The 18,249-nt window shown below is 60.4% G+C and carries 20 protein-coding genes and 7 pseudogenes; 15 read left to right on the top strand and 12 right to left on the bottom strand.

The window, feature by feature from the left end:
- Positions 1 to 6 precede the first annotated feature (6 nt).
- Together NGR_RS32960 and NGR_RS04740 are read left to right on the top strand one after the other, a co-directional pair.
- Positions 7 to 273, top strand: a complete 267-nt coding sequence (locus NGR_RS32960) for a transposase (RefSeq protein WP_010875069.1) — start codon at positions 7 to 9, stop codon at positions 271 to 273.
- Complete coding sequence (locus NGR_RS04740; RefSeq protein WP_010875070.1) at positions 263 to 2,347, top strand: recombinase family protein; 2,085 nt, start codon at positions 263 to 265, stop codon at positions 2,345 to 2,347. The genes NGR_RS32960 and NGR_RS04740 overlap by 11 nt, the downstream gene beginning before the upstream one ends.
- On the opposite strand, the pseudogene istA reads toward NGR_RS04740, so the two are convergent.
- The 3 genes and pseudogenes from istA to NGR_RS04725 form a co-directional block, all read right to left on the bottom strand.
- Positions 2,321 to 3,106 (bottom strand): annotated as a pseudogene (gene istA / locus NGR_RS04735) (IS21 family transposase); the annotation flags it as partial. The gene NGR_RS04740 and the pseudogene istA overlap by 27 nt on opposite strands.
- Before the next feature lie 788 nt (positions 3,107 to 3,894).
- Positions 3,895 to 4,887, bottom strand: coding sequence for an adenosine kinase (locus tag NGR_RS04730; RefSeq protein WP_164923880.1), 993 nt, complete (start codon positions 4,885 to 4,887; stop codon positions 3,895 to 3,897).
- A gap of 136 nt (positions 4,888 to 5,023) precedes the next feature.
- Positions 5,024 to 5,338 (bottom strand): sunset domain-containing protein, encoded by a 315-nt coding sequence (locus tag NGR_RS04725; protein WP_015887093.1) that lies wholly within the window; start codon positions 5,336 to 5,338, stop codon positions 5,024 to 5,026.
- Between the two features lie 252 nt (positions 5,339 to 5,590).
- Between NGR_RS04725 and NGR_RS32955 the strand changes: the two genes are divergently transcribed.
- The 4 genes and pseudogenes from NGR_RS32955 to NGR_RS04710 all read left to right on the top strand — a co-directional run.
- A complete protein-coding gene (locus tag NGR_RS32955) occupies positions 5,591 to 6,115 on the top strand; it encodes a hypothetical protein (protein WP_240545118.1) in 525 nt (174 codons plus the stop codon).
- Between the two features lie 90 nt (positions 6,116 to 6,205).
- On the top strand, positions 6,206 to 6,469 hold the full coding sequence (locus NGR_RS04715; protein WP_164924072.1) for a hypothetical protein: 264 nt from the start codon (positions 6,206 to 6,208) through the stop codon (positions 6,467 to 6,469).
- A 76-nt stretch (positions 6,470 to 6,545) separates the two neighbouring features.
- A pseudogene (locus tag NGR_RS33825) lies at positions 6,546 to 6,620 on the top strand (FitA-like ribbon-helix-helix domain-containing protein); the annotation flags it as partial.
- Between the two features lie 178 nt (positions 6,621 to 6,798).
- Positions 6,799 to 7,099: pseudogene (locus NGR_RS04710) on the top strand (PIN domain-containing protein); the annotation flags it as partial.
- Between the two features lie 468 nt (positions 7,100 to 7,567).
- Here the strand turns inward: NGR_RS04710 and NGR_RS04705 are convergent.
- From NGR_RS04705 to NGR_RS04695, 3 genes and pseudogenes are all read right to left on the bottom strand, one after another.
- Positions 7,568 to 8,005 (bottom strand): type II toxin-antitoxin system VapC family toxin, encoded by a 438-nt coding sequence (locus tag NGR_RS04705; RefSeq protein WP_015887088.1) that lies wholly within the window; start codon positions 8,003 to 8,005, stop codon positions 7,568 to 7,570.
- Complete coding sequence (locus tag NGR_RS04700; protein ID WP_015887087.1) at positions 8,005 to 8,250, bottom strand: type II toxin-antitoxin system VapB family antitoxin; 246 nt, start codon at positions 8,248 to 8,250, stop codon at positions 8,005 to 8,007. The genes NGR_RS04705 and NGR_RS04700 overlap by 1 nt, the downstream gene beginning before the upstream one ends.
- A gap of 73 nt (positions 8,251 to 8,323) precedes the next feature.
- A pseudogene (locus NGR_RS04695) lies at positions 8,324 to 8,593 on the bottom strand (nucleotidyl transferase AbiEii/AbiGii toxin family protein); the annotation flags it as partial.
- 43 nt (positions 8,594 to 8,636) lie between these two features.
- On the opposite strand from NGR_RS04695, the gene NGR_RS33820 reads away from it, so the two are divergent.
- From NGR_RS33820 to NGR_RS04680, 3 genes are all read left to right on the top strand, one after another.
- Positions 8,637 to 8,753, top strand: coding sequence for a hypothetical protein (locus NGR_RS33820; protein ID WP_432654015.1), 117 nt, complete (start codon positions 8,637 to 8,639; stop codon positions 8,751 to 8,753).
- 723 nt (positions 8,754 to 9,476) lie between these two features.
- Entirely contained in the window at positions 9,477 to 9,779 is a 303-nt protein-coding gene (locus NGR_RS04685) for a BrnT family toxin (RefSeq protein WP_164923878.1), read from the top strand.
- Entirely contained in the window at positions 9,763 to 10,041 is a 279-nt protein-coding gene (locus tag NGR_RS04680) for a BrnA antitoxin family protein (protein WP_015887084.1), read from the top strand. Before NGR_RS04685 ends, NGR_RS04680 begins: the two co-directional genes overlap by 17 nt.
- A gap of 109 nt (positions 10,042 to 10,150) precedes the next feature.
- Here NGR_RS04680 and NGR_RS04675 read toward each other — a convergent pair whose 3' ends face one another.
- A complete protein-coding gene (locus tag NGR_RS04675; protein WP_015887083.1) occupies positions 10,151 to 10,462 on the bottom strand; it encodes a hypothetical protein in 312 nt (103 codons plus the stop codon).
- A 201-nt stretch (positions 10,463 to 10,663) separates the two neighbouring features.
- Between NGR_RS04675 and NGR_RS32940 the strand changes: the two are divergent.
- A pseudogene (locus NGR_RS32940) lies at positions 10,664 to 10,837 on the top strand (calcium-binding protein); the annotation flags it as partial.
- A gap of 110 nt (positions 10,838 to 10,947) precedes the next feature.
- On the opposite strand, the gene NGR_RS04670 reads toward NGR_RS32940, so the two are convergent.
- The 4 genes from NGR_RS04670 to NGR_RS04655 all read right to left on the bottom strand — a co-directional run bounded on the left by NGR_RS04670 (position 10,948) and on the right by NGR_RS04655 (position 13,897).
- Positions 10,948 to 11,532, bottom strand: a complete 585-nt coding sequence (locus tag NGR_RS04670) for a plasmid pRiA4b ORF-3 family protein (RefSeq protein WP_015887081.1) — start codon at positions 11,530 to 11,532, stop codon at positions 10,948 to 10,950.
- A gap of 2 nt (positions 11,533 to 11,534) precedes the next feature.
- A complete protein-coding gene (tnpC, locus tag NGR_RS04665) occupies positions 11,535 to 13,187 on the bottom strand; it encodes an IS66 family transposase (protein ID WP_015887080.1) in 1,653 nt (550 codons plus the stop codon).
- Positions 13,188 to 13,265: 78 nt separating this feature from the next.
- The gene (tnpB, locus tag NGR_RS04660) at positions 13,266 to 13,613 is read right to left on the bottom strand and encodes an IS66 family insertion sequence element accessory protein TnpB (protein WP_015887079.1); all 348 of its coding nucleotides are present in this window, start codon (positions 13,611 to 13,613) and stop codon (positions 13,266 to 13,268) included.
- Positions 13,610 to 13,897, bottom strand: a complete 288-nt coding sequence (locus tag NGR_RS04655) for a transposase (RefSeq protein ID WP_164923877.1) — start codon at positions 13,895 to 13,897, stop codon at positions 13,610 to 13,612. The genes tnpB and NGR_RS04655 overlap by 4 nt, the downstream gene beginning before the upstream one ends.
- Before the next feature lie 451 nt (positions 13,898 to 14,348).
- On the opposite strand from NGR_RS04655, the gene NGR_RS04650 reads away from it, so the two are divergent.
- Together NGR_RS04650 and NGR_RS04645 are read left to right on the top strand one after the other, a co-directional pair.
- On the top strand, positions 14,349 to 14,612 hold the full coding sequence (locus tag NGR_RS04650; protein WP_015887077.1) for a CopG family ribbon-helix-helix protein: 264 nt from the start codon (positions 14,349 to 14,351) through the stop codon (positions 14,610 to 14,612).
- On the top strand, positions 14,609 to 14,884 hold the full coding sequence (locus NGR_RS04645) for a type II toxin-antitoxin system RelE/ParE family toxin (protein ID WP_015887076.1): 276 nt from the start codon (positions 14,609 to 14,611) through the stop codon (positions 14,882 to 14,884). Before NGR_RS04650 ends, NGR_RS04645 begins: the two co-directional genes overlap by 4 nt.
- A gap of 129 nt (positions 14,885 to 15,013) precedes the next feature.
- On the opposite strand, the pseudogene NGR_RS32935 reads toward NGR_RS04645, so the two are convergent.
- Positions 15,014 to 15,250, bottom strand: a pseudogene (locus NGR_RS32935) (cytochrome c biogenesis protein DipZ); the annotation flags it as partial.
- Between the two features lie 209 nt (positions 15,251 to 15,459).
- On the opposite strand from NGR_RS32935, the pseudogene NGR_RS04635 reads away from it, so the two are divergent.
- The 3 genes and pseudogenes from NGR_RS04635 (at position 15,460) to NGR_RS32930 (ending at position 18,004) form a co-directional block, all read left to right on the top strand.
- Positions 15,460 to 16,630 (top strand): annotated as a pseudogene (locus NGR_RS04635) (ATP-binding protein).
- Positions 16,631 to 16,659: 29 nt separating this feature from the next.
- A complete protein-coding gene (locus tag NGR_RS04630; RefSeq protein ID WP_015887073.1) occupies positions 16,660 to 16,821 on the top strand; it encodes a hypothetical protein in 162 nt (53 codons plus the stop codon).
- A gap of 916 nt (positions 16,822 to 17,737) precedes the next feature.
- Positions 17,738 to 18,004: a hypothetical protein gene (locus NGR_RS32930; RefSeq protein WP_015887072.1), complete on the top strand. Its 267-nt coding sequence runs from the start codon at positions 17,738 to 17,740 to the stop codon at positions 18,002 to 18,004.
- Positions 18,005 to 18,249 lie beyond the last annotated feature (245 nt).

The raw sequence follows: 18,249 nt of genomic DNA, 5'->3' as shown, positions 1-18,249 counted from the left end.
ACCCCGGTGCTACCGCGCAGCTGCAAGGATTTCTACGAGACGCTGCGCACCGCCGTCCTTTGCGGTCAGGCCTGCGCCAAGGACATGGGCGCCATCGTTTTCCACGGCCTTTGGCAAGGGCTGGCGGTGCTGATCGCGCAGCCTCCCCCGCCGACGCATCGGCGGCTGGAATCACGGCCTACGGCTTCGGTCGCAGTGCACGATCGCCAGCTCGTGCACATGCTCGCCAACATGGTGCTGGCAGCAGAGACCCGAGGGAACCATGTCTACTGACATCGCCATAAAGGTTGACGCCGACCATCTGCGGCGTGATGCATTCCTCTACGTGCGTCAGTCCTCGCTTCGTCAGGTGTTCGAGAACACCGAGAGCACCAAGCGGCAATACGCCCTGCGCGATCGCGCCGTGGCGCTGGGCTGGCCGATCGAACGTGTCCACGTCATCGATAGCGACCTCGGCCTCTCCGGCGCGCAGTCGCAGGACCGCGACGGCTTCCAGCACCTGGTGAGCGAAGTGGCGATGGGACATGCAGGGATCGTGCTGGGGCTGGAAGTGTCGCGCCTGGCACGCAACAATGCCGACTGGCACCGTCTCCTTGAGCTGGCCGCCTTGTCGCGCACGCTCATCATGGACGAGGACGGCGTCTATGATCCGGCCTATTTCAACGACCGCATGCTGCTCGGCCTGAAGGGCACGATGAGCGAGGCCGAACTGCACATCCTGAAGTCGCGGCTGCAAGGCGGCATTCTCAACAAGGCGCGCCGCGGCGAACTCGAGATGCCGCTGCCGATCGGGTTGGTCTACACCCCTGACGCGCGGGTCGTGCTCGATCCCGACCGACAGATCCAGGACACGGTGCGGCTCCTGTTCGATACTTTCCGCCAGACCGGCTCGGCCTGCGCCGTCGTGCGCCGCCTGCGGGGCGAGAAGATCCTCTTTCCGCGGCGTATCCGTCGCGGCATCGGCAAGGGCGACGTCCTGTGGAACGAGATCGACCATTCCCGCGTGCTCCAGATCTTGCACAACCCGCGCTATGCCGGCGCCTTCGCCTATGGACGCACGCGCACCGCCTACAATGCCAAGCTGAAGCCCGTGCAACTGCGCGTGGCGAGATCCGACTGGCAGGTACTGATTCCCGACGCCCACGACGGCTACATTTCCTGGGCCGAATACGAACGCAATCAGGCAGCCCTGGAACAGAACGCCACCGGTTTTTCACCCGGCCTGCGTGGACGCATGCCCCGCCAGGGCAGCGGCCTGTTGCAGGGACGGCTGCTGTGCGGCCGCTGCGGTGCACGCATGCGGGTCCATTACGAGCCGTTCGAGGGGCGGCTGCGCCCATATTACGTCTGCAACGAAGCCGTCGTGCGACACGCCGGCAAACACTGCCAATGGGTGCGCGGTGCTCCGGTCGACGAGGCGGTGAGCGCGCTACTGCTGGAGGTAATGGCGCCGGCAGCGATCGATGTCGCGCTTGCCGTGCAGCAGGAGATCACCCAGCGCGTGGAGCAGGCCGCGGCGCTGCGCGGCACGCAGCTGCAACGCGCCCGCTATGAGGCTGAACTGGCCCGCCGGCGCTACCTGAAGGTCGATCCGGACAACCGCCTGGTCGCCGACGCGCTGGAAGCCGACTGGAACGCACGGCTGCGCGACCTCGACGCACTCCAGCGCGAGCACGAGCGCCAGAACGAGGCCGACCACTCGCTGCTGGACGAGCCAGCGCAGCAGCGCATCAGGGCGCTGACCGCCGATTTCCCGCGCATCTGGAACGACGAGCGCACCGGTGCCGTCGAACGCAAGCGCATGCTCGGCCTTCTCATCGAAGACGTGACGCTGCTCGTCGACGATGAGGTCAACATCAACATCCGTTGGCGCGGCGGGCGCACGCAGAGCCTGTCGGTGGCCAGACCTCGGCCTATGTCGGTGATACGCAAGACGCCGGCACAGGTCGTGGCGTTGATCAACGAGCTGCTGGAGGCCACCAACGACCGGCAGATCGCCGCTCGTCTCAACGAACTCGGGCATCGCAACTGGCGCGGCGAACCCTTCACGCCGAAGAAGGTCATGCTCGTGCGCCGCACCTATGGTTTGAAGAGCCGGTACGAACGGCTGCGCGAGGGCGGCATGCTCACCGGCGAGGAAGTAGCCCAGCAGCTCGGCGTATGCGAATCGACCGTTCACCAACTCGGGCGCAAAGGCACTCTCAAGCGTCATCGATACGCCAGCAACCATCGATACTTGTACGAACCGCCGGGCAACGTCAGACTCGAAAAAGGCGCCGGCAGTCGATATGGTGGCCGTCAACCCAGATTAATTGTCGCTCAACCACTCCAACAAGGTGCATCGTGATGTCCGCTCCTTGTCGCGCGGGCGTCGCGGCCGCGTCGGCAGGACCGCGCTCCCATAGTGAGCAGCCATCCCGCAATACGTGCGGTTGACCTGGGGATCGAAGTGGCAGGCCTTGATGATCGCCACCTTGGCATTGTCGGGAACCAGCAAGGCTGGCGCACCGCCAAAAAACTCCAGCGCCAGGATATGGCATTCGATCCAGTCGGGAAGCGTCTCGCTCCAGCGCGCCTGCGCATAGGAAAGGCTCGATGCCCCCAGAACCGCCACGAACAGATGCGCCTGCCGTGTCTTGCCCGACCGCCTATCAACGACAACCGTGACCGTGTCGCCGGCGTAGTCGACGAACAGCTTGTCGCCGGCAGCGTGATCCTGCCGCATCGTCACAGGCAGCTTCATCGCCCAGCCGCGGTAAAGGTCACAGTACCGGCTGTAGCGATAGCCGTCCGGATAACGGCTGATGTATTCGTCCCAGAGGATCTGCAGCGTCATGTGCTTGCGCTTCAGCTCGCGATGGACATGTGCCCAGTCCGGCTCAGGGCTCCGACGATGACCCGTCTTCGTCCCGGCCGCCTTGTAAAGCGCCGCCTCCAGGACTGCATCGCTGACACCGTCGCTCAACGGCCACGATAGCTCCGCAATGGCCGCACGCCGCAGCGTCTCGCGCACCGTCGATGGCGCAGCTCCAACCCGCACCGCAATCGACTTGTGCCCAAGCCCTTGCTCAAAGCGATATCTCAATATCTCGCGGACACGCCGCATCTCCAGTCTCTCCGCAGGCATCCCGTTCCTTCCTCGTCACAATCGAAGGAAGAAACTTCACACCAGCAGAACACCCATGCCAGACGCCTTCCGAAGGGGGCGGCATCATCTCGGAATCAGGGGGCGACTATTTCTCGGAATTGAGGGGCGAGATCATTTCGGAATCAAGGGGCGGATTGCTTCGGAATTTGCAGGTTGGTATTAGGCAATCGAGCCGCTAGTCGGCAGGCGGTACCAATCGGGCGCTTACGTGCTATCGGCAGACGCGTCTTGAACTTCGAGGGAAGCGATCTCGAACGATTGTTCCCGCTTGGCCGCTCCGTCCGCCAGACTTCTCCACGCCCGGAGTATCGTCTCACCTGCCTCGAGACAACTGCGAGCCTTTCCTACTTTGTCCTCGGCGCGGCTATAGATTCACCTGGCGTCGGTGTCTTCGTAGTTACCCAGCACGCGAAAACAGTCCGCCCGGGCGAACAAATCGCCCGACTTCGAATTCCTGGCAAGTTGCGAATGCCCATCGGCAACTTCGTCCTGAGCGCAGCGGGTGAAATGCTGGACCTAGATGCCGCCATTCTGACGCGGCCCGGTGATGACTCGGACCAACGAAGGCTTTGAAAAGAGCATACGCGCTCACGTCGCCGCGTTGGCCGCAGAGCATAGCGCATCAGAGGACGACTTGCTTGCCCACCACGGCGCCGGGATCAAATCCATGCTGGCGCTTGAGGTTGGCCAAGCTACTGCGCACTCCCAGTGATAGGCTTATCTTCCATGTATAATGGAAGGATACGCTAGACGAGGGCGGCCTGCCGGGCAGCGCCGGCGAGCGATACCATCGGGCGCGGGCCGATCTGGCCGATGACGATGCCGGCCGCCAGGTTGCCGAGCTTGCTGCAATCTTCCAGCGATCTGCCGGTCGTGTAGCCATAGAGGAAGCCGGCCGCATAGAGGTCGCCGGCGCCGGTCGTGTCGACCACCTGCTCGATCGCGGTCGCGCCGACCCGCACCCGTTCCTCGCCGCGAACGACGATCGAGCCTTCCTCGCTGAGGGTCACGGCGGCGAGCTTGCAGTCCTTGGCAAGCGAGGCGAGCGCAACAGCGAAATCCTCCGTTTCGTAGAGCGCCAGCGCCTCCTGCCTGTTGGCGAAAACGATGTCGACGGCGCCGGAACGCATCAGTTCGAGAAATTCGTCCCGGTAGCGATGCACGCAGAAACTATCCGACAGCGTCATCGCCGTCTCGCGACCATGCGTATGGGCAATTCGCGCCGCCTCGCGGATCGCGTCCTTGGCGCGCGGCGGATCCCAGAGATAGCCCTCGAAATAGGTGACCTTGGATTGGGCGACGACGTCGGCCTCGACATCCTCCGGACCAAGCTCGACGCAGGCGCCGAGATAGGTGTTCATCGAGCGCTCGCCGTCCTCGGTGACGAAGATCATCGAGCGGGCTGTCGGCGGCAGGCTGTCGAGCGGCCTCGTCTGGAAATGCACGCCTTGAGCGCGGATGTCGTGGGTGAAGATCTGGCCGAGCTGGTCGTTGGCGATCTTGCCGAAATAGGCGGCCCGGCCGCCGAGGCTCGCCACACCCGCGGCGGTGTTGCCGGCGCTGCCGCCGGACGCTTCGACCGCCGGCCCCATGCGCGAATAGAGGAGTTCCGCCCGTTCCGCATCGATGAGGTTCATCGCGCCCTTGATGATGCCGTTGTGTACGAGAAAGCCGTCATCGCAGCGCGCAATGATATCGACGATCGCATTGCCGATCGTCAGTACGTCGAATGTCGTCATGAGCTCCATCCGGTTCCTGAATGGCCGGTGTTCGTTAATAGCGGTTTTCCGGCCATCTGGAAGACACTACGGCGCCCGGCACTTAGCGATCACGTTTTGGATCGATCAGACCCAAAATCATCGTGACCTAGGCTATCTAAACCGTCGACTTCCGCCAGCCCGCTGCCCAGGCCTCAAACTCCGAGCAGAACCAGCGTTCCCCATATTGGGAACTAATCTTCGTCTGCGAGTAATACCGCTGCCCTGGCGCGTGGAAGATGCGCTCCCCAGTAATGCTGATGTTGCCCTTGATCCTGCAAGTTTCGCCTGCGCCGCCGCTCAATGAGGCAATCAGGTCCGATGCCGTCATGCCACCGGCTGCACCAACGGTAATCGCTCCGATCACCAATCCAGGCGCGGTGAACAGAATGGATCGTCTTCGTGGACGCTGATAGCTCGAGTGATAGCGCATACCTCTCTCCTACGGGCTCACGCCGAAATCGTAGATAAGAGTGATGGCAAGCAAAAGCTGGCCAATTGGATTAGTCCTACCCGGCCGCCGCGCCGCTTGTGTCCGTTCGGGTGGTGATCGCGCCCGTCGGGAGTTGTACCGACCAACACCGGGCGCACACAACATTGCCACGCCAAAAGCCGCCGACTGGTGAGGTCGACGGCCAGTGCTGTGGTGGGAGATTTGATAACCCGGGAAACACGATCGCGGTGCGTGGGGGAGAATACCGGCTGGCGCGCGTCTGATGTGGGCGACGGTGGTGGCGGCGCCAGCCATAGGCAACTGGTGGAATTCAGTCTGCGGCGACCAGTACGTCGCCCAGAAAAGTTCGGCGCGGTCTGCCGTAGTCGGCGCCCAACACCTGCACGTCATAGTTCTCGTCCCGCCGCTTCTTCTTCTTCTTCTTCTTCTTCTTCTATCTGTTACTACAGCGAGCATGTCGCCGCTGGACACCAGTTGGCCAATTGCAAAACGGCATGCCTTCTGCCGACCAACCGGCGGGGCAATGCAGTTCTGTTCGGCTTGAACTCTTCCAGGGCATTAATCGGCTGGAAGCAAACGGATCTCGCCCAAGCTGCTGGCCTGTCCGAAATGAGCGTGAAGAACATTGTGCGCGGCGTAACGGATTCGCGAATGAGCCCCATGCAAGCGATTCGATCAGCGTTCGAAGCCGCGGGGGGCAATTTCATCGACGAGAACGGCGAAGGCCCCGGCGTTCGACTACGCAAGAAGGGCTAATCGACTTTAGATTGAAATTCTGCTTCCCTGCTCGGAGACGACCGCATTACGAGCCGCCAGATCGACGAGCTCTTCATCAGTGTAATGACGATGACCGACAACGATCCGCAGTTTGAATACTCAGAATTCTCCGGCGAGTTCATCGATGATGATGTTACGGTCATTTTGCGCATTTACCGCCCTGCCGGCACCAACCACGATTGGGTGCTCAAAGTATGCGACGAGGAAGGAAATACCACCGTCTGGAATTACCCCTTCGATACCGATCGAGAGGCATTCGAAGAATTTCTCGCCACCGTTCAGCGTGACGGGATCCGCAGCTTTCTCGACGAGCCGGTCCAAAAGTTGTACTGACGCTTGACCGCATGGTCTCGCGCAATTACTTGCAATTCGCGCCCACCAAGCGCACGGCCTTGCCCGGTTGCAATCAATGATGCCGTTGGCCAGGATGACGATCCGCAATCTTGACGACGGCCTGAAGCAGCGGCTGCGACAGCGGGCCGCCGCACACGGACGCTCGATGGAGGACGAGGCCCGCGACATTCTGCGTGCGGCACTGTCGACGAGTGAACGGCGGCCGGGCAATCTTGCCGCCGCCATCCGCGCCCGCATCGCACCGACGGGCGGTATCGCGCTCGAAGCCCCCCGCGGGAGGCTATCCGCGAGGCGCCGGACTTTTCCGGGTGATCATTCTCGACACCAATGTCCTGTCGGAGTTTGCTGACACCGGCGCCGTCCGCCGCCGTCGAGGCATGGCTCGCCGAGCAGCCGCCGACCGCGGTATTCACCACGACGGTCACCGAAGCCGAGATATTTTACGGACTGCGGCTTCTGCCGGACGGGCGGCGCCGACGTGACCTTGAGGCGGCGATTGTCCCAATTTTCCGTGAGGATCTAGCCGGGCGCATTCTGCCATTCGACAGCGAGGCTGCGCACGCCTACGCCACGCTTGCCGCGGACCGGCGCAAAACCGGCCGCCCGGTGATGAGCCTCAGGTTGATTTTGGCGCCTCCCGGTGGTGCGGAGATAGAGGAACGTGCGGCATCGGAACTCACCCCTCCTTCTCCCTTGCACCCGCCTTGGACTGTACAAAAGGTTCATTATTTGCATCATGATGTGATTGCTAGGTCGGCCGGATTTTCGGATTTCTTGAAACAGAATTTACCGGAGGGCAAGCCCTTCGGCGGAGACGATAGACCGATCAACCCTGCTGCGCCGCTCAGGCCGCCGGCGACCTCATCGCGGGCTTCGCGTTGGCGCTCGCTGAGCGGCTCCCGCTTCGCGAGCGACCCGTTTGACCGATGATCCGCGCGATTAGCGGCCGATAGTAGCAGACCATGGCCTCCGGAGTTCCGCCGGACCTGCCGCCAGCGGCAACTGTGCCGCCGCCTGCTGCAGATAATCCAGGTGTTCGAGGGAGCGGTCCCCCGTCCCAAGCCGCCTGGGAACGATCTACGCTGCCTCTATGTCAGTCTGTGAAAAGTCATCGCCTTTGAAGAGTAGGGGGAGACGGTGCTCCTTGGCGCAGGCATAGGAGAAGCAGTCAGCAAAATTCAGTCGCGCCGGATGGGCGACAAAGCGGCCATAGTTGCGAGCCGCCTCAATTGCCTTGCGATGCAAGGAGCCGTTCATGGACATTTCGCGCGCTCCGATCGTTTCCATGAACATTGCTACGTCCTCTTGTACCCGATCGATCAACTCGGGCGGGGTCGGGGCTCGATCGCCAAACTGCGAGATCGAGATTATCCGGGCTAAGCTGATCACGGCCTCGAACATCGAGAGCGGCGAATAAAATTTAGGCTTTTGTGACATTTCGATTTTGGCGAGAAGGTAACCCGCATCTTCCTCGCCAGCCAAGATGGCAACGATTGCTGACGCATCCAAGAACATCAAACTTCCCACATCTCGTCTGTGAACTTCTTCATGTCAAAACCTGGGGTGTTGGGTCCCATCTTGGCTCGCACACTGTCCTGAATCTTTTTGACGCGCTCTTTTAGTGGTACAGCTTGTTCCGCTCGCGCCAGTTCGTTTTGCAGGGCGCGGCGGACCGCTTCAGTCTTTGTCGGGGCCCGAGTGACCTGCTGGACCTTCTTTGCCAGCGCATCAACATCGTCGTCGCGAATGTAGAGAGACATGACTTTTCCTCGCGTATATGCGTCGCTGAATATGCGCATATAGTAGATGGAATATACATCAAGTGCAAGGCGGCGCCGGAATTTCCCGAAATGTCTCCAGCATCGGGTCCGGTTCGGGATTACCAAAGCCCATAAGGTCGAGGTCGCGCGTGCCGCGGTGCGAGTCGTCGAACCAGTTCATCATCAGCATGGCGCTCTTCAGCACGAAGCGACCGGCATCGGGCGGCTGGCTAAGCCGGAACAGTAACCGCTCAAGGGCAAAACGCGTCAGAACCAGATCGAGGCTTCCCCCGCTTGCCTTGGCGAATTGCAGCAGGCAGGCCCGCACCGAGGCGCAACAAATTGATCCGACTGGCGAGAACGGTCTTTCCGAACGTGCCTATGCTATGTCGGAAAAGATAACTGCGATCCCCAAAGGCAACTTGGGGAGACAAATTGGACAGCTTGACGAGAGTCGATTGAAGCTCATCGGGGCTGCAATCCGTCAGGTAATGGGCCTGTAGTCTCGTTCGGACAAGAAGGGAGTTTGTCCGACTGCTCGGCCGATGGGGTATGGTGTCCCATCGGTTTCGGCATTACGCGCACTCCACCCCGTCCCATTCCTTCCGCATCGCCAATCGATCCAGTCGGCGAGAGTCGGCGAGTGGCTTGACGGGGAACGACTGGTACGTGCGATCGCCGATCTGGATAGACGCCCTACACGCGCATCCCGGCTTGCCGGTTAAGTTCTGCGGTTTGAGATGCGGATGCGCGCGGTGCCCCACGCTTCACCGGTCTGCGGTTTGGTGCTCAAGTTGGCGTCTGGACTCGCGTCCGATCTCGGGCGTGGTACGCTGGTTAAACGCGGAAGACCGCAAGGTCGCCTCCTGGCCGACATGCAGCTAATCGATATCGGCCGACTGGAGCGTTCGCATCGATGACGAGGCTGTGGTTGACCGGGACAACCTGCGGAGGACGAAAGGCTCAGGGGTCAGAAAGTGGTCGACGATTGCTCCAGAGAATACTTGGCCGCGTCGCCGATACTTCGCAGTCCGGCCTGCGTGTTGCACTTAAGCCTGACCGGATTATCCAGGCACACGGTAAGCCCAGGCTGATCGTTAGCGACAACGACATCGAGTTCGCCAGTCGACGTGCCTGTTCGTCAGCTGGCAAATTTTCGCGTCACTGGACTCGCCCGACGTTTAAGACACTCTTGAATTCAGTGTATATTATGAAAATATACGTCCATGATCGATTGGGAACAGATTGCCGGCTTCGATTGGGCCGAGGGAAACGCCCGAAAGAACGCCGACCAGCATGATGTTAGCCAAGCCGAAGCCGAGCAGATCTTTTTCAACGAGCCGCTGCTTATGCTGCCTGACATCGCACATAGTGTTGTAGAGCAACGTGTCCACGCTCTCGGGCGGACTGATGACGAGAGATTGCTTCACGTCACTTTCATGCTTCGGGATAGCGAAACCAAGATCCGGGTCATCTCGGCCCGGGACATGAGCCGCAAGGAGCGGAGTTACTATGATCAAAGCGCGTAAGCCGATTCCCTCCTTCGAGACTGAAGCGGAGGAGCGGGCATACTGGGAAACACACGACTCCTCCGACTATGTCGACTGGAGTAAAGCAGCTAGTGTACGTCTTCCGAACCTCAGGCCCTCATCGACGTCGATTTCGCTGAGACTGCCAAACACACTATTGGAAAGAATAAAGGTCGCAGCCGCCAAGCGTGACGTTCCTTATCAGTCCCTTATCAAGGTATGGCTGTCCGAAAAGGTCGGCGCCGTTGGAACGAAGCGCTGACCCCGTAGAAACAACTGGCGACGTCTGTCGTTATCGCCTCGATTTCGCACAGCACTCACAGAAATACCCCAGAAGCTCCTTCTTCAGTGTGACCAGGCTTGCCTGAAGCTCATTCCTCCCGCATTGTCCGAGCGCTCTGATCAGCGAGCGGCTTGACAAGATAGGAGAGCATCTCCTGGAGCCGCTGCTTCTCGAACGCGATCCGGTTCGTTGGCGTAATGCGTAGTCCGCAACGTTGATCAACAAACTGCTCTGCGGTCTTGTTGAGGGCTTTCAGTTGGGCGTCTTCATCAACCAGGATCAGGCCGGTCCCCACTAGGTCGAGGAGCGTGCATTGCGAATTTGCTTCATCACTGGTCTTAGTGCCTTTTCGGTAATAGGAGAACGCGCGAGCAATGTGAGGCGACAGCTCGGTAAACATTTTGGCTAGGTCCGCACTCGCCTCGTGGTCCCGCGCCGACATCAACGATGTGAGGACAAGGGAACGCCCCTTGTCGCGGAAGATTGTTATGCCTGCACCACCCTCAGGCCGATTTTACGCAGGTAGTCGTTGTAAAATTCTGTCTTGCGGAGTTGTTGCGCATCGAACATGTAGTCTGAGGTAACCCCTTTACCGACGGGGTTCGTCAAGAACACCACCGGCCTGGCGTTCGATGCCAGCGACCGGATCATCTTTGAGAGCGACACCGGCAAACTGTTCTACGACGGCAACGGAAATGCCGCAGGCGGCTCAGTACATTTCGCGACGGTCGGCACGAATTTAGGCCTGACCGCGGCAGACTTCTTCATAATATAAGTGGTGCATCGGGAGCCGCGTCAACCTTCGTCGCGCTCCCATTTCATCTTATGTCAGCCCGTCTGGATGAACGCGGTAAGCATCCGGCGAGGACCGCCGCCGGAAGGCTTTCAGATTTTTCGGCGTGATTTGCGGTCCCACTTTGCGGCCAGATCATCGACGGCTTTGTTGAGCTCGGCGAAGTTGGCCTGATCCGGATCGTAATCCTTGCCGCCCCACCACTCGACGAACTCGGCGTGCCGCTCGTGGGCCGGATCGGCGAGAGCCTCGCGGAACTCCTGATAGCCCCAAGGTCCGCCGATATCCTCGGGAGGGCAGCGCCCGATTGCTTCGAGGAGCATTGGCTCTGCAAGGCCGATGACGGGGAATGTGCGCTCGATCTTGATGCTGTGCGTCCAGCCATCGCCGAAGTCGTAAAGGTACTTGAACGATTTCGCGCCGATATCTTCGATTGCCGCCAGCAGCGAGGTCTTCCGCGCATCGAGCGGGCCATCTCCCCAGTCCTGATCAGGCAGACCAAAGCCGACGTCACGGATGCGGAATTCGTAAAGATGGCTGTTGGTCCAGCCCATCGCCGCCTGCAGCACCTCGTGAAGGCGATGGAGCTTGATGCGGAACGGCACCACAACGCGCCGCATCACCGTCGGTTCAACATGGTCGAGGGTGACCTTAAGGCGGACCAGGGAAGCCGGCATTCTCAGGCCGCCAGCATCTGTGCCGCTGGCGACGCGCTCTTCCAGTTCCAGGGCAAGAGCTCATCGATCCGATGCGCCGGGTAACCGGCAATGCGGTGAAGCACGTCGGCGAGCCAGGCTTGCGGGTCGACGTCATTCATCTTGGCCGAGACAATCAAACTGTACATGGCGGCGGCGCGCTGGCCACCGCGGTCCGACCCGGCGAATAACCACGATTTCCTGCCCAGCGCTATGCCGCGCAGGGCGCGTTCGGCGGCATTGTTCGAGAGACAGACACGCCCGTCGTCGAGGAAGAGGGTGAAGGAAGACCAGCGGTTCAGCAGGTAATCGAAGGCCTTGGCGAGATCATCGTTGCGAGACAGCTTGGCACGTTGACCCTTCATCCACGCTTCCAGGTCAAGGACCAAGGGTTTGCTGCGCTCCTGACGAACGGCCTTGCGGATCTCTGCGCTTTGACCGTTGATCTCGCGCTCGATGTCGAACAGGGCATCGATCCGCTGCACCATATCCAGCGCGATCGGCGATATGACAGCCGGCTTCTTGCCCTGCGCTCTTCGGCGCGCATTCGCCTCGACGTCGGCCATCGCAAAAAAGGGCCGCCTCGCATGGACCCAGCAGGCTGCTTCAGTTATCGGGCCTGGCCGTCGATCCGGAAGATAGAGTTTGGTGTAGCCGGTATAGGCGTCCGCCTGCAGAATGCCGCTATAGCCGGCGAGATGCGCCTGCGGGTGCTCGCCCGCGCGATCGCGGGAATAGTAGAACATCGCCGACGGTGCGGCTGTGCCGCCGAACGGTCGATCGTCGCGCACATAGACCCAACTTCGGGCGATATCGGTCTTTCCTGCCGCCAGGACCGGAACCGTCGTGTCGTCGCCGTGCAACCGCTCTGCCGCAAATGTATGGGCTTCGATCCGTTTGAGGATCGGATCGAGTACGGCACAGCAAGCGCCGATGCTATCGGCCACCGTCGACAGGCTGAGCGGAACGCCTTCGCGTTCGAAGCGCTCGACCTGACGGTTGAGCGGCAGATGCTGGCCGAACTTGTCGAACAGGATCATCGCCAGAAGATTGGGGCCGGCCCATCCGCGCGGGATGGCGTGGAAGGGGGCCGGAGCCTGGCTGATCTTTTCGCAATCGCGGCAGGTGAACTTCTCGCGCACCGTCTGGATCACCTTCCATTGGCGCGGAACGACCTCGAGGGTCTCGGTAATGTCCTCACCCAGCTTGCGCAGCCGGTCGCCGCCACAGCACTGGCAGCTCATGGGACCGGGCACGACGACGCGTTCGCGCGGAAGATGCTCGGGGAAAGCCTTCTTCGCCGGCCGGCTGCGGGTAAAGCCGGCGACATTGACGGTGGCCGCCACCGCCAATTCGGCAGCGAGCTCGTCCTCGGTCGCCGCCATCTCCAACTCTGCCAGCTGGAACTCCATCTGGTCGATCAGCCGGGCACGACGCTCCGCCTTCGGGCCATAAAGCTGCCGCTCGAGCTTTTCGATGCGCAACTTTTGTCGGGCAATGACGGCAAGATCGTCGGACGCCTTGGCCTTGGCAACGGCAAGTTCAGCCTCGATCTGGGCGCCCTTGGCGCGTGCCGCGATGAGCTCTGCCCGTAGGGCAGCAACATCGTCGGGAAGCAGATCAGGGCTGTTTTCCATGTCCGAAGTGAATCACAGAAGCCCTGATTTGCCTAGTGTTTCAAAGGACTTGTCCCGGAATATTCGCCTTCAGATGGCTCACCCCGCGCTGGTCGGACGCCAGCTCTGCTGCGGGTTTCGCCAATCGATCCCTTCCAGCAGATAGGACATCTGACCGGCGGTCAGCGCGATCGCGCCACCCTCCGTCGCCGGCCAGATGAAGCGGCCGCGCTCGAGCCGTTTCGCATATAGCGATAGGCCGATCCCATCATGCCAAAGAGCTTTTATCAGTCGGCCGCTGCGCCCCCGAAAGACGAAGACGTCGCCCCTAAACGGATCGCGACCGAGGCCTTCCTGCACCAGCAGCGCCAGACCCTGCATGCCCTTGCGCATGTCGCAGTGACCGCTCGCGATCCACACCCGCACCCCGGAACTGATCGGGATCATTGGAGCGCTCGCATAATTGCGGCTGCCAGGTCGCATGGCGCTGCTGAGCCAATTCTCACCTTCACGCCGTTCGGGAAGTCCACGGTCATGGCCAGTTCCACCGCATCACTGCTGGCGAAGCCAACAAGCTTGGCTTGGACAAAGGCGGGCTCGGCCTGCTGGACCAAAGCTTGCCGCCGCCACGTGTAGAGCAGGCCGGTCGAAACCTCGAAGCGGCGCGCAACTTCGGAAACCACCGCGCCCGGCGCGAAGGCCTCCGCCAGTATCTGCGCGCGATCTTCCAACGACCATCGCCGGCGCCGCTCTGGCCCCGTCAGCAAAACTGCATGTCCCATGAATTGCTCAGTGCGCTCTTAAGTCCACTCTTAAGAGCGCAGACTCACGGGAGACGCGGAACTTCGCAAGACGGTCCCCGCCGGAGGGATACTGAACGCGTTCGATCGCTCGTGGTTCAGATCAGTGGATGGTGACGAGCGTCGAGCGACGCCGTATATAGGGATGCTTGTGAGCCAGTTTTCTCGCCATTTGCGGCGCCTCTGGCGCTACTCTGAGGTGGATCCTCAAGATCGAGCCCGCCCCGAGCAATGTCCGAGTCCCGCAAGCGTAGCAAGCTAGAATGACTGGTGCTGCCAGTGAACGGCCACGGGACGAATGAACCCTTTCGGTCCTTGATTTCTCTCTGGCGTTAATCAATACTAATCATTGTGATTGCGAAAGAATCGGTGGAGCCAAAACATGGAAACGAAGGTACTGACAGCGCACGTGCCGCTGCCGCTCGCCGAGAAAGTCGATCAAATCGCGGCTCGACTTGAGCGTTCGCGCGGTTGGATCGTGAAGCAAGCGTTGGCGGCCTGGATCGACCAGGAAGAGGAACGCCGGCGTTTGACTCTGGAGGCGCTCGCTGACGTGGACAGCGGCCGGGTAATCCACCACCAGTCCGTGCAGGCGTGGGCCGACAGTCTCGACAGCGATAACCCGCGACCGCTACCGATATCATGAAGCTTGAGTGGACGAGTAAAGCGGTGTCCGATATCGGGCGCCTCTACGATTTCCTGGCGCCAGTAAATCGGCAAGCTGCTGTCCGAACCGTCCAATCATTGACAAGCGCTCCAACCCGCCTGCTTGAACAACCGCGGATCGGCGAGCGCCTGGACGAGTTCGATCCCCGGGAGGTCCGCCGAATCCTCATTGGCCATTACGAAATGCGCTATGAGATCAGGCAGTCGACGATCTACGTGCTGCGGCTTTGGCATACGCGTGAAGAGCGATAACACGGTGCTGCTCGGATCTTAATCGTCTCGTCTGTGCGGGTAGTGGCGTATGGTGATCGGCAGCACCGGCACCGCCGTTGTTCCGTCCTCGAGTTTCGCAGCGCCAGCATGAGGCAGGGGGTGGTCCTTAAGCACCGCGATGACCGCGTATCGGCCGGCCTCATTTGCATGCACCGCCCAGTCGCCGCCGATCGCGGCGAGTGTTGCAACCCCACGAATGTCACAATCTTGCCGTTGAGCATCGGAAGAATGCTGCTCGTGAACGGCTGCCCGGCGCGAGAAAAGACGAAAGGCAAGACCGGAAGGATGCAGGAGCTTACTATGGTTAGCACACCTGCAATATAAGTATTACGTGAAAAGGATCATCATCGTCCCTCTGCAGTGGACCCGCGCCTCGCTCCCATTTTATTTGTCACGTCCCGGATGAACGCCGGACAATCGATCGTAGTCCAATTCAAGGTGTTTGATGGTGGACGACACCTAATAACTCGTCGGACACACTTTCAAGCCTTGGACCGGCTAACAATAGCAGATTCAACCTTGCAATTCCGGAATCACACTCCATAAATGCAAGGATGATTGAGCGCCATATAACCACCACGCTGACAGAACTTGTCGAGGCAAACAAACCCCGCCGTCGCGCTTATCGGGCCGCGACAGGTGGGGAAAACGACTCTTGCACTCGCTATCGCTGAGCGGCGTCCCTCGGTCTACCTCGATCTCGAGTCCGATGCTGATCGCGCCAAGCTCAGTGAACCGGAGCTTTACCTCGAGCAACACGGGGATAAGCTCGTCATCGTCGATGAAGTCCATCGCCTCCCGAACCTCTTTCAAAACCTGCGTGGACTGATCGATCGCGCGCGGCGATCGGGTAGAAGGACCGGACAGTTCCTCTTGCTTGGATCGGCCTCCGTCGACCTGCTGAAACAATCCGGGGAAACCCTTGCGGGCCGCATCGCCTATCTGAAGATGCACCCAATCGACGGTCTCGAGGTCGCCGATAAAGATATCATCCCTCTCTGGGTACGAGGCGGGTTTCCAGACAGCTTCCTTGCCGCCAATGACCGGTTAAGCCAGCGCTGGAGGCAGGACTTCATCCGAACATACCTTGAGCGGGACATCCCGCAGTTCGGCCCCCGCATTCCAGCCGAGACGCTCAGGCGCTTCTGGACGATGCTCGCCCATCATCAAGCGGGACTTCTCAACGCCGCAGAATTTGCTCGCTCTCTCGGTGTCGACGGTAAGACTGTAGCGACTTACCTCGACCTGCTCGTTGAGCTTCTATTTGTTCGGCGCCTGGAGCCCTGGCATTCGAATGCAGGCAAGCGCCTGGTTAAGTCACCACGCGTTTACGTTCGCGATAGCGGGATAACTCACACCCTTCTGGGGCTGGCAACTCTTGAGCAGGTCCTTGGTCACCCCGTCGCCGGCGCAAGCTGGGAAGGTTTCGTTATCGAGACATTATCCGCTGCGGCGCCCTATGCGAGTCACCTGAGCTTCTATCGGACAGCGGCGGGAGCCGAAATCGATCTACTCATAACGCCCCCTGGGGCTCGCCCTTCAGCAATTGAGATCAAACGCAGCCTCGCTCCGAAAGTGGGAAAGGGGTTTTACCTTGCCTGCGAAGCGATTGACCCTGAAAAACGCCTCGTCGTTTATCCAGGTTCGGAAATATTTCCTCTAAGGGACGGTGTCGAGGCAATGCCTCTTTCGGCGGCTGGAAAGCTCCTGCGTGATCTTGCCTGAATCTTTGAGACATCCACCCGACGTTCGGAATGCTGGTGCGCGGCACCTTTGCACCGGTGATGCTATACCGGGCTGAACCCTGCGAAGGGGCTCCCTTTGCAAAAGACCGCAACCTCTCGATCGACAGACGCTCGACATTCGACAAGACCGGCCTGGCGATCTTCTTTGCCTTACGCTGCACAGGACGTTGAAGTCCGATTTCTTGAGCGACGAACCGGCTTGAATTCGCTAGGCGCTCGACAGAGCCGAGCGGTGGACGGATTTCCTTGAAGATTCCAACCGTACGGCGAGCCCAATTGCGATCTCGGCATCGCGACCGACAATGCCACCGTTATGAATGCCCACCAAAAAAAGAGCGTACCAGGCGCAGGCGCTTTAGCGCCGAAGCCCGTTCGCGCGCAGCTTGACCGGTTAAGAGGGCAGCCGCAGGAGGGTTAGCGTGAGCGCCGCCCGAAGGGCGGAACCCGGGACCGACTGCCCCCGGCAAGCTGCTCCGTTTAGAAGAACCCATCAGCAGGCACAACGTCCGTGCTTCAGCCTTCCGTAAGACTCCTGGATCCTGCCCGCGCGTGGCGGCATCCGGGGCGCCGTACGTTCGCCGGTCTGGATGAACGCCTCCCGCCGGTATTCCAGGGTGAAGGGCCAGTCTGCCGAGCTTCTGCAGCCCGCTCTCGAAATCCGAGTCCTTGCCGTGTCCCAGACTTCCCCGCTCGGCGTGCTAGTGCTGACGTTGACGCTGGTCGTGTGGCCCTCGCCTTCGATTTCGGAGTGGTTCGCTGGTTGGCTAAGAAACGGCGCCCGAGGCAAAGCACTCGAAAATTGGGACAGCAGCTTTTTCGCCAGATACGGTCGCCACGGGATCCGGATACCTTCAAAGTTATCATTTCTCTTCCGGGAGCGTCTGCCAAGGGTCGACGCGGCTCGGCGTCTGACCAGATTCCAAGCGTCATCTACACACAATCTTCGCGCGGACGAGGCGGCCCGATGAAACACAGCCGGCGGTGGCGCCGCAAAAGGTTTCCGAGCCCCAAAAGTCTCCCGATTTGTAAACTATCGATGACGAGCTAGCCAAATTAGAACGTCGAGTAGGTCGGGACGCTTACGAAAATGGACATCTCGTGGGACTATATCCACACTCACCTCGATTGGCTTGGCCATGTGGTCGAGGGGTTCGGGATCGCCGCCGTAGTCGCCGTGTTGTTCCTTATGATTGCTCCCAGGGCATTTGCAATTATTTTAGATCTCGCATTCGCAGCCGGGCACTTCCACGGTCGCGAGAAGCGTGACTTTGAGATCACCGCAAACCTGCCGCCTCCGGATCTCGAAGGTTATGAAATGTGGAGGTGGACCTGGGACCAGAGCACCGATTTCTGACCGGTCGCCCTGGTGCTTGGCTGCTTTATCGTATTCCTTGCGACGAGAGCGAGATCGTAGGAAGCGCTTGAGCCAATGGTTCCACAGCGAAAGCGAGACTCCGCGCCAAGAGTCACGACTTTCCTTATTCCTCGTCTCGAACCGGCCGGCGCTGAAAATTGCATACGCCCGAATGGCGCCATTCCGGGCCGGATCGCCGGCCTTGCCAAGCACCAACGCGCCGCCGGCTGCCTTCACTTCGGGCT

Source organism: Sinorhizobium fredii NGR234 (assembly GCF_000018545.1).
GTDB lineage: Bacteria > Pseudomonadota > Alphaproteobacteria > Rhizobiales > Rhizobiaceae > Sinorhizobium > Sinorhizobium fredii_A.
The sequence above is the reverse complement of the archived record's forward strand: the minus strand, read 5'-3'. Positions and strand labels throughout refer to the sequence as shown.

Coding starts and splice junctions, on each gene's coding strand:
- tnpC (WP_015887080.1), bottom strand. CDS start 13,187: ATGGAAAACAGCCCTGATCTGCTTCCCGACGATGTTGCTGCCCTACGG.
- NGR_RS04725 (WP_015887093.1), bottom strand. CDS start 5,338: ATGCGCTATCACTCGAGCTATCAGCGTCCACGAAGACGATCCATTCTG.
- NGR_RS04730 (WP_164923880.1), bottom strand. CDS start 4,887: ATGACGACATTCGACGTACTGACGATCGGCAATGCGATCGTCGATATC.
- NGR_RS04650 (WP_015887077.1), top strand. CDS start 14,349: ATGGAAACGAAGGTACTGACAGCGCACGTGCCGCTGCCGCTCGCCGAG.
- NGR_RS04715 (WP_164924072.1), top strand. CDS start 6,206: ATGACCGACAACGATCCGCAGTTTGAATACTCAGAATTCTCCGGCGAG.
- NGR_RS32930 (WP_015887072.1), top strand. CDS start 17,738: ATGGACATCTCGTGGGACTATATCCACACTCACCTCGATTGGCTTGGC.
- NGR_RS04705 (WP_015887088.1), bottom strand. CDS start 8,005: ATGTTCTTGGATGCGTCAGCAATCGTTGCCATCTTGGCTGGCGAGGAA.
- NGR_RS04680 (WP_015887084.1), top strand. CDS start 9,763: ATGATCAAAGCGCGTAAGCCGATTCCCTCCTTCGAGACTGAAGCGGAG.
- NGR_RS33820 (WP_432654015.1), top strand. CDS start 8,637: ATGTCGGAAAAGATAACTGCGATCCCCAAAGGCAACTTGGGGAGACAA.
- NGR_RS04670 (WP_015887081.1), bottom strand. CDS start 11,532: ATGCCGGCTTCCCTGGTCCGCCTTAAGGTCACCCTCGACCATGTTGAA.
- NGR_RS04740 (WP_010875070.1), top strand. CDS start 263: ATGTCTACTGACATCGCCATAAAGGTTGACGCCGACCATCTGCGGCGT.
- NGR_RS04700 (WP_015887087.1), bottom strand. CDS start 8,250: ATGTCTCTCTACATTCGCGACGACGATGTTGATGCGCTGGCAAAGAAG.
- NGR_RS04645 (WP_015887076.1), top strand. CDS start 14,609: ATGAAGCTTGAGTGGACGAGTAAAGCGGTGTCCGATATCGGGCGCCTC.
- NGR_RS04685 (WP_164923878.1), top strand. CDS start 9,477: ATGATCGATTGGGAACAGATTGCCGGCTTCGATTGGGCCGAGGGAAAC.
- NGR_RS04630 (WP_015887073.1), top strand. CDS start 16,660: ATGCTGGTGCGCGGCACCTTTGCACCGGTGATGCTATACCGGGCTGAA.
- tnpB (WP_015887079.1), bottom strand. CDS start 13,613: ATGATCCCGATCAGTTCCGGGGTGCGGGTGTGGATCGCGAGCGGTCAC.
- NGR_RS04675 (WP_015887083.1), bottom strand. CDS start 10,462: ATGTTTACCGAGCTGTCGCCTCACATTGCTCGCGCGTTCTCCTATTAC.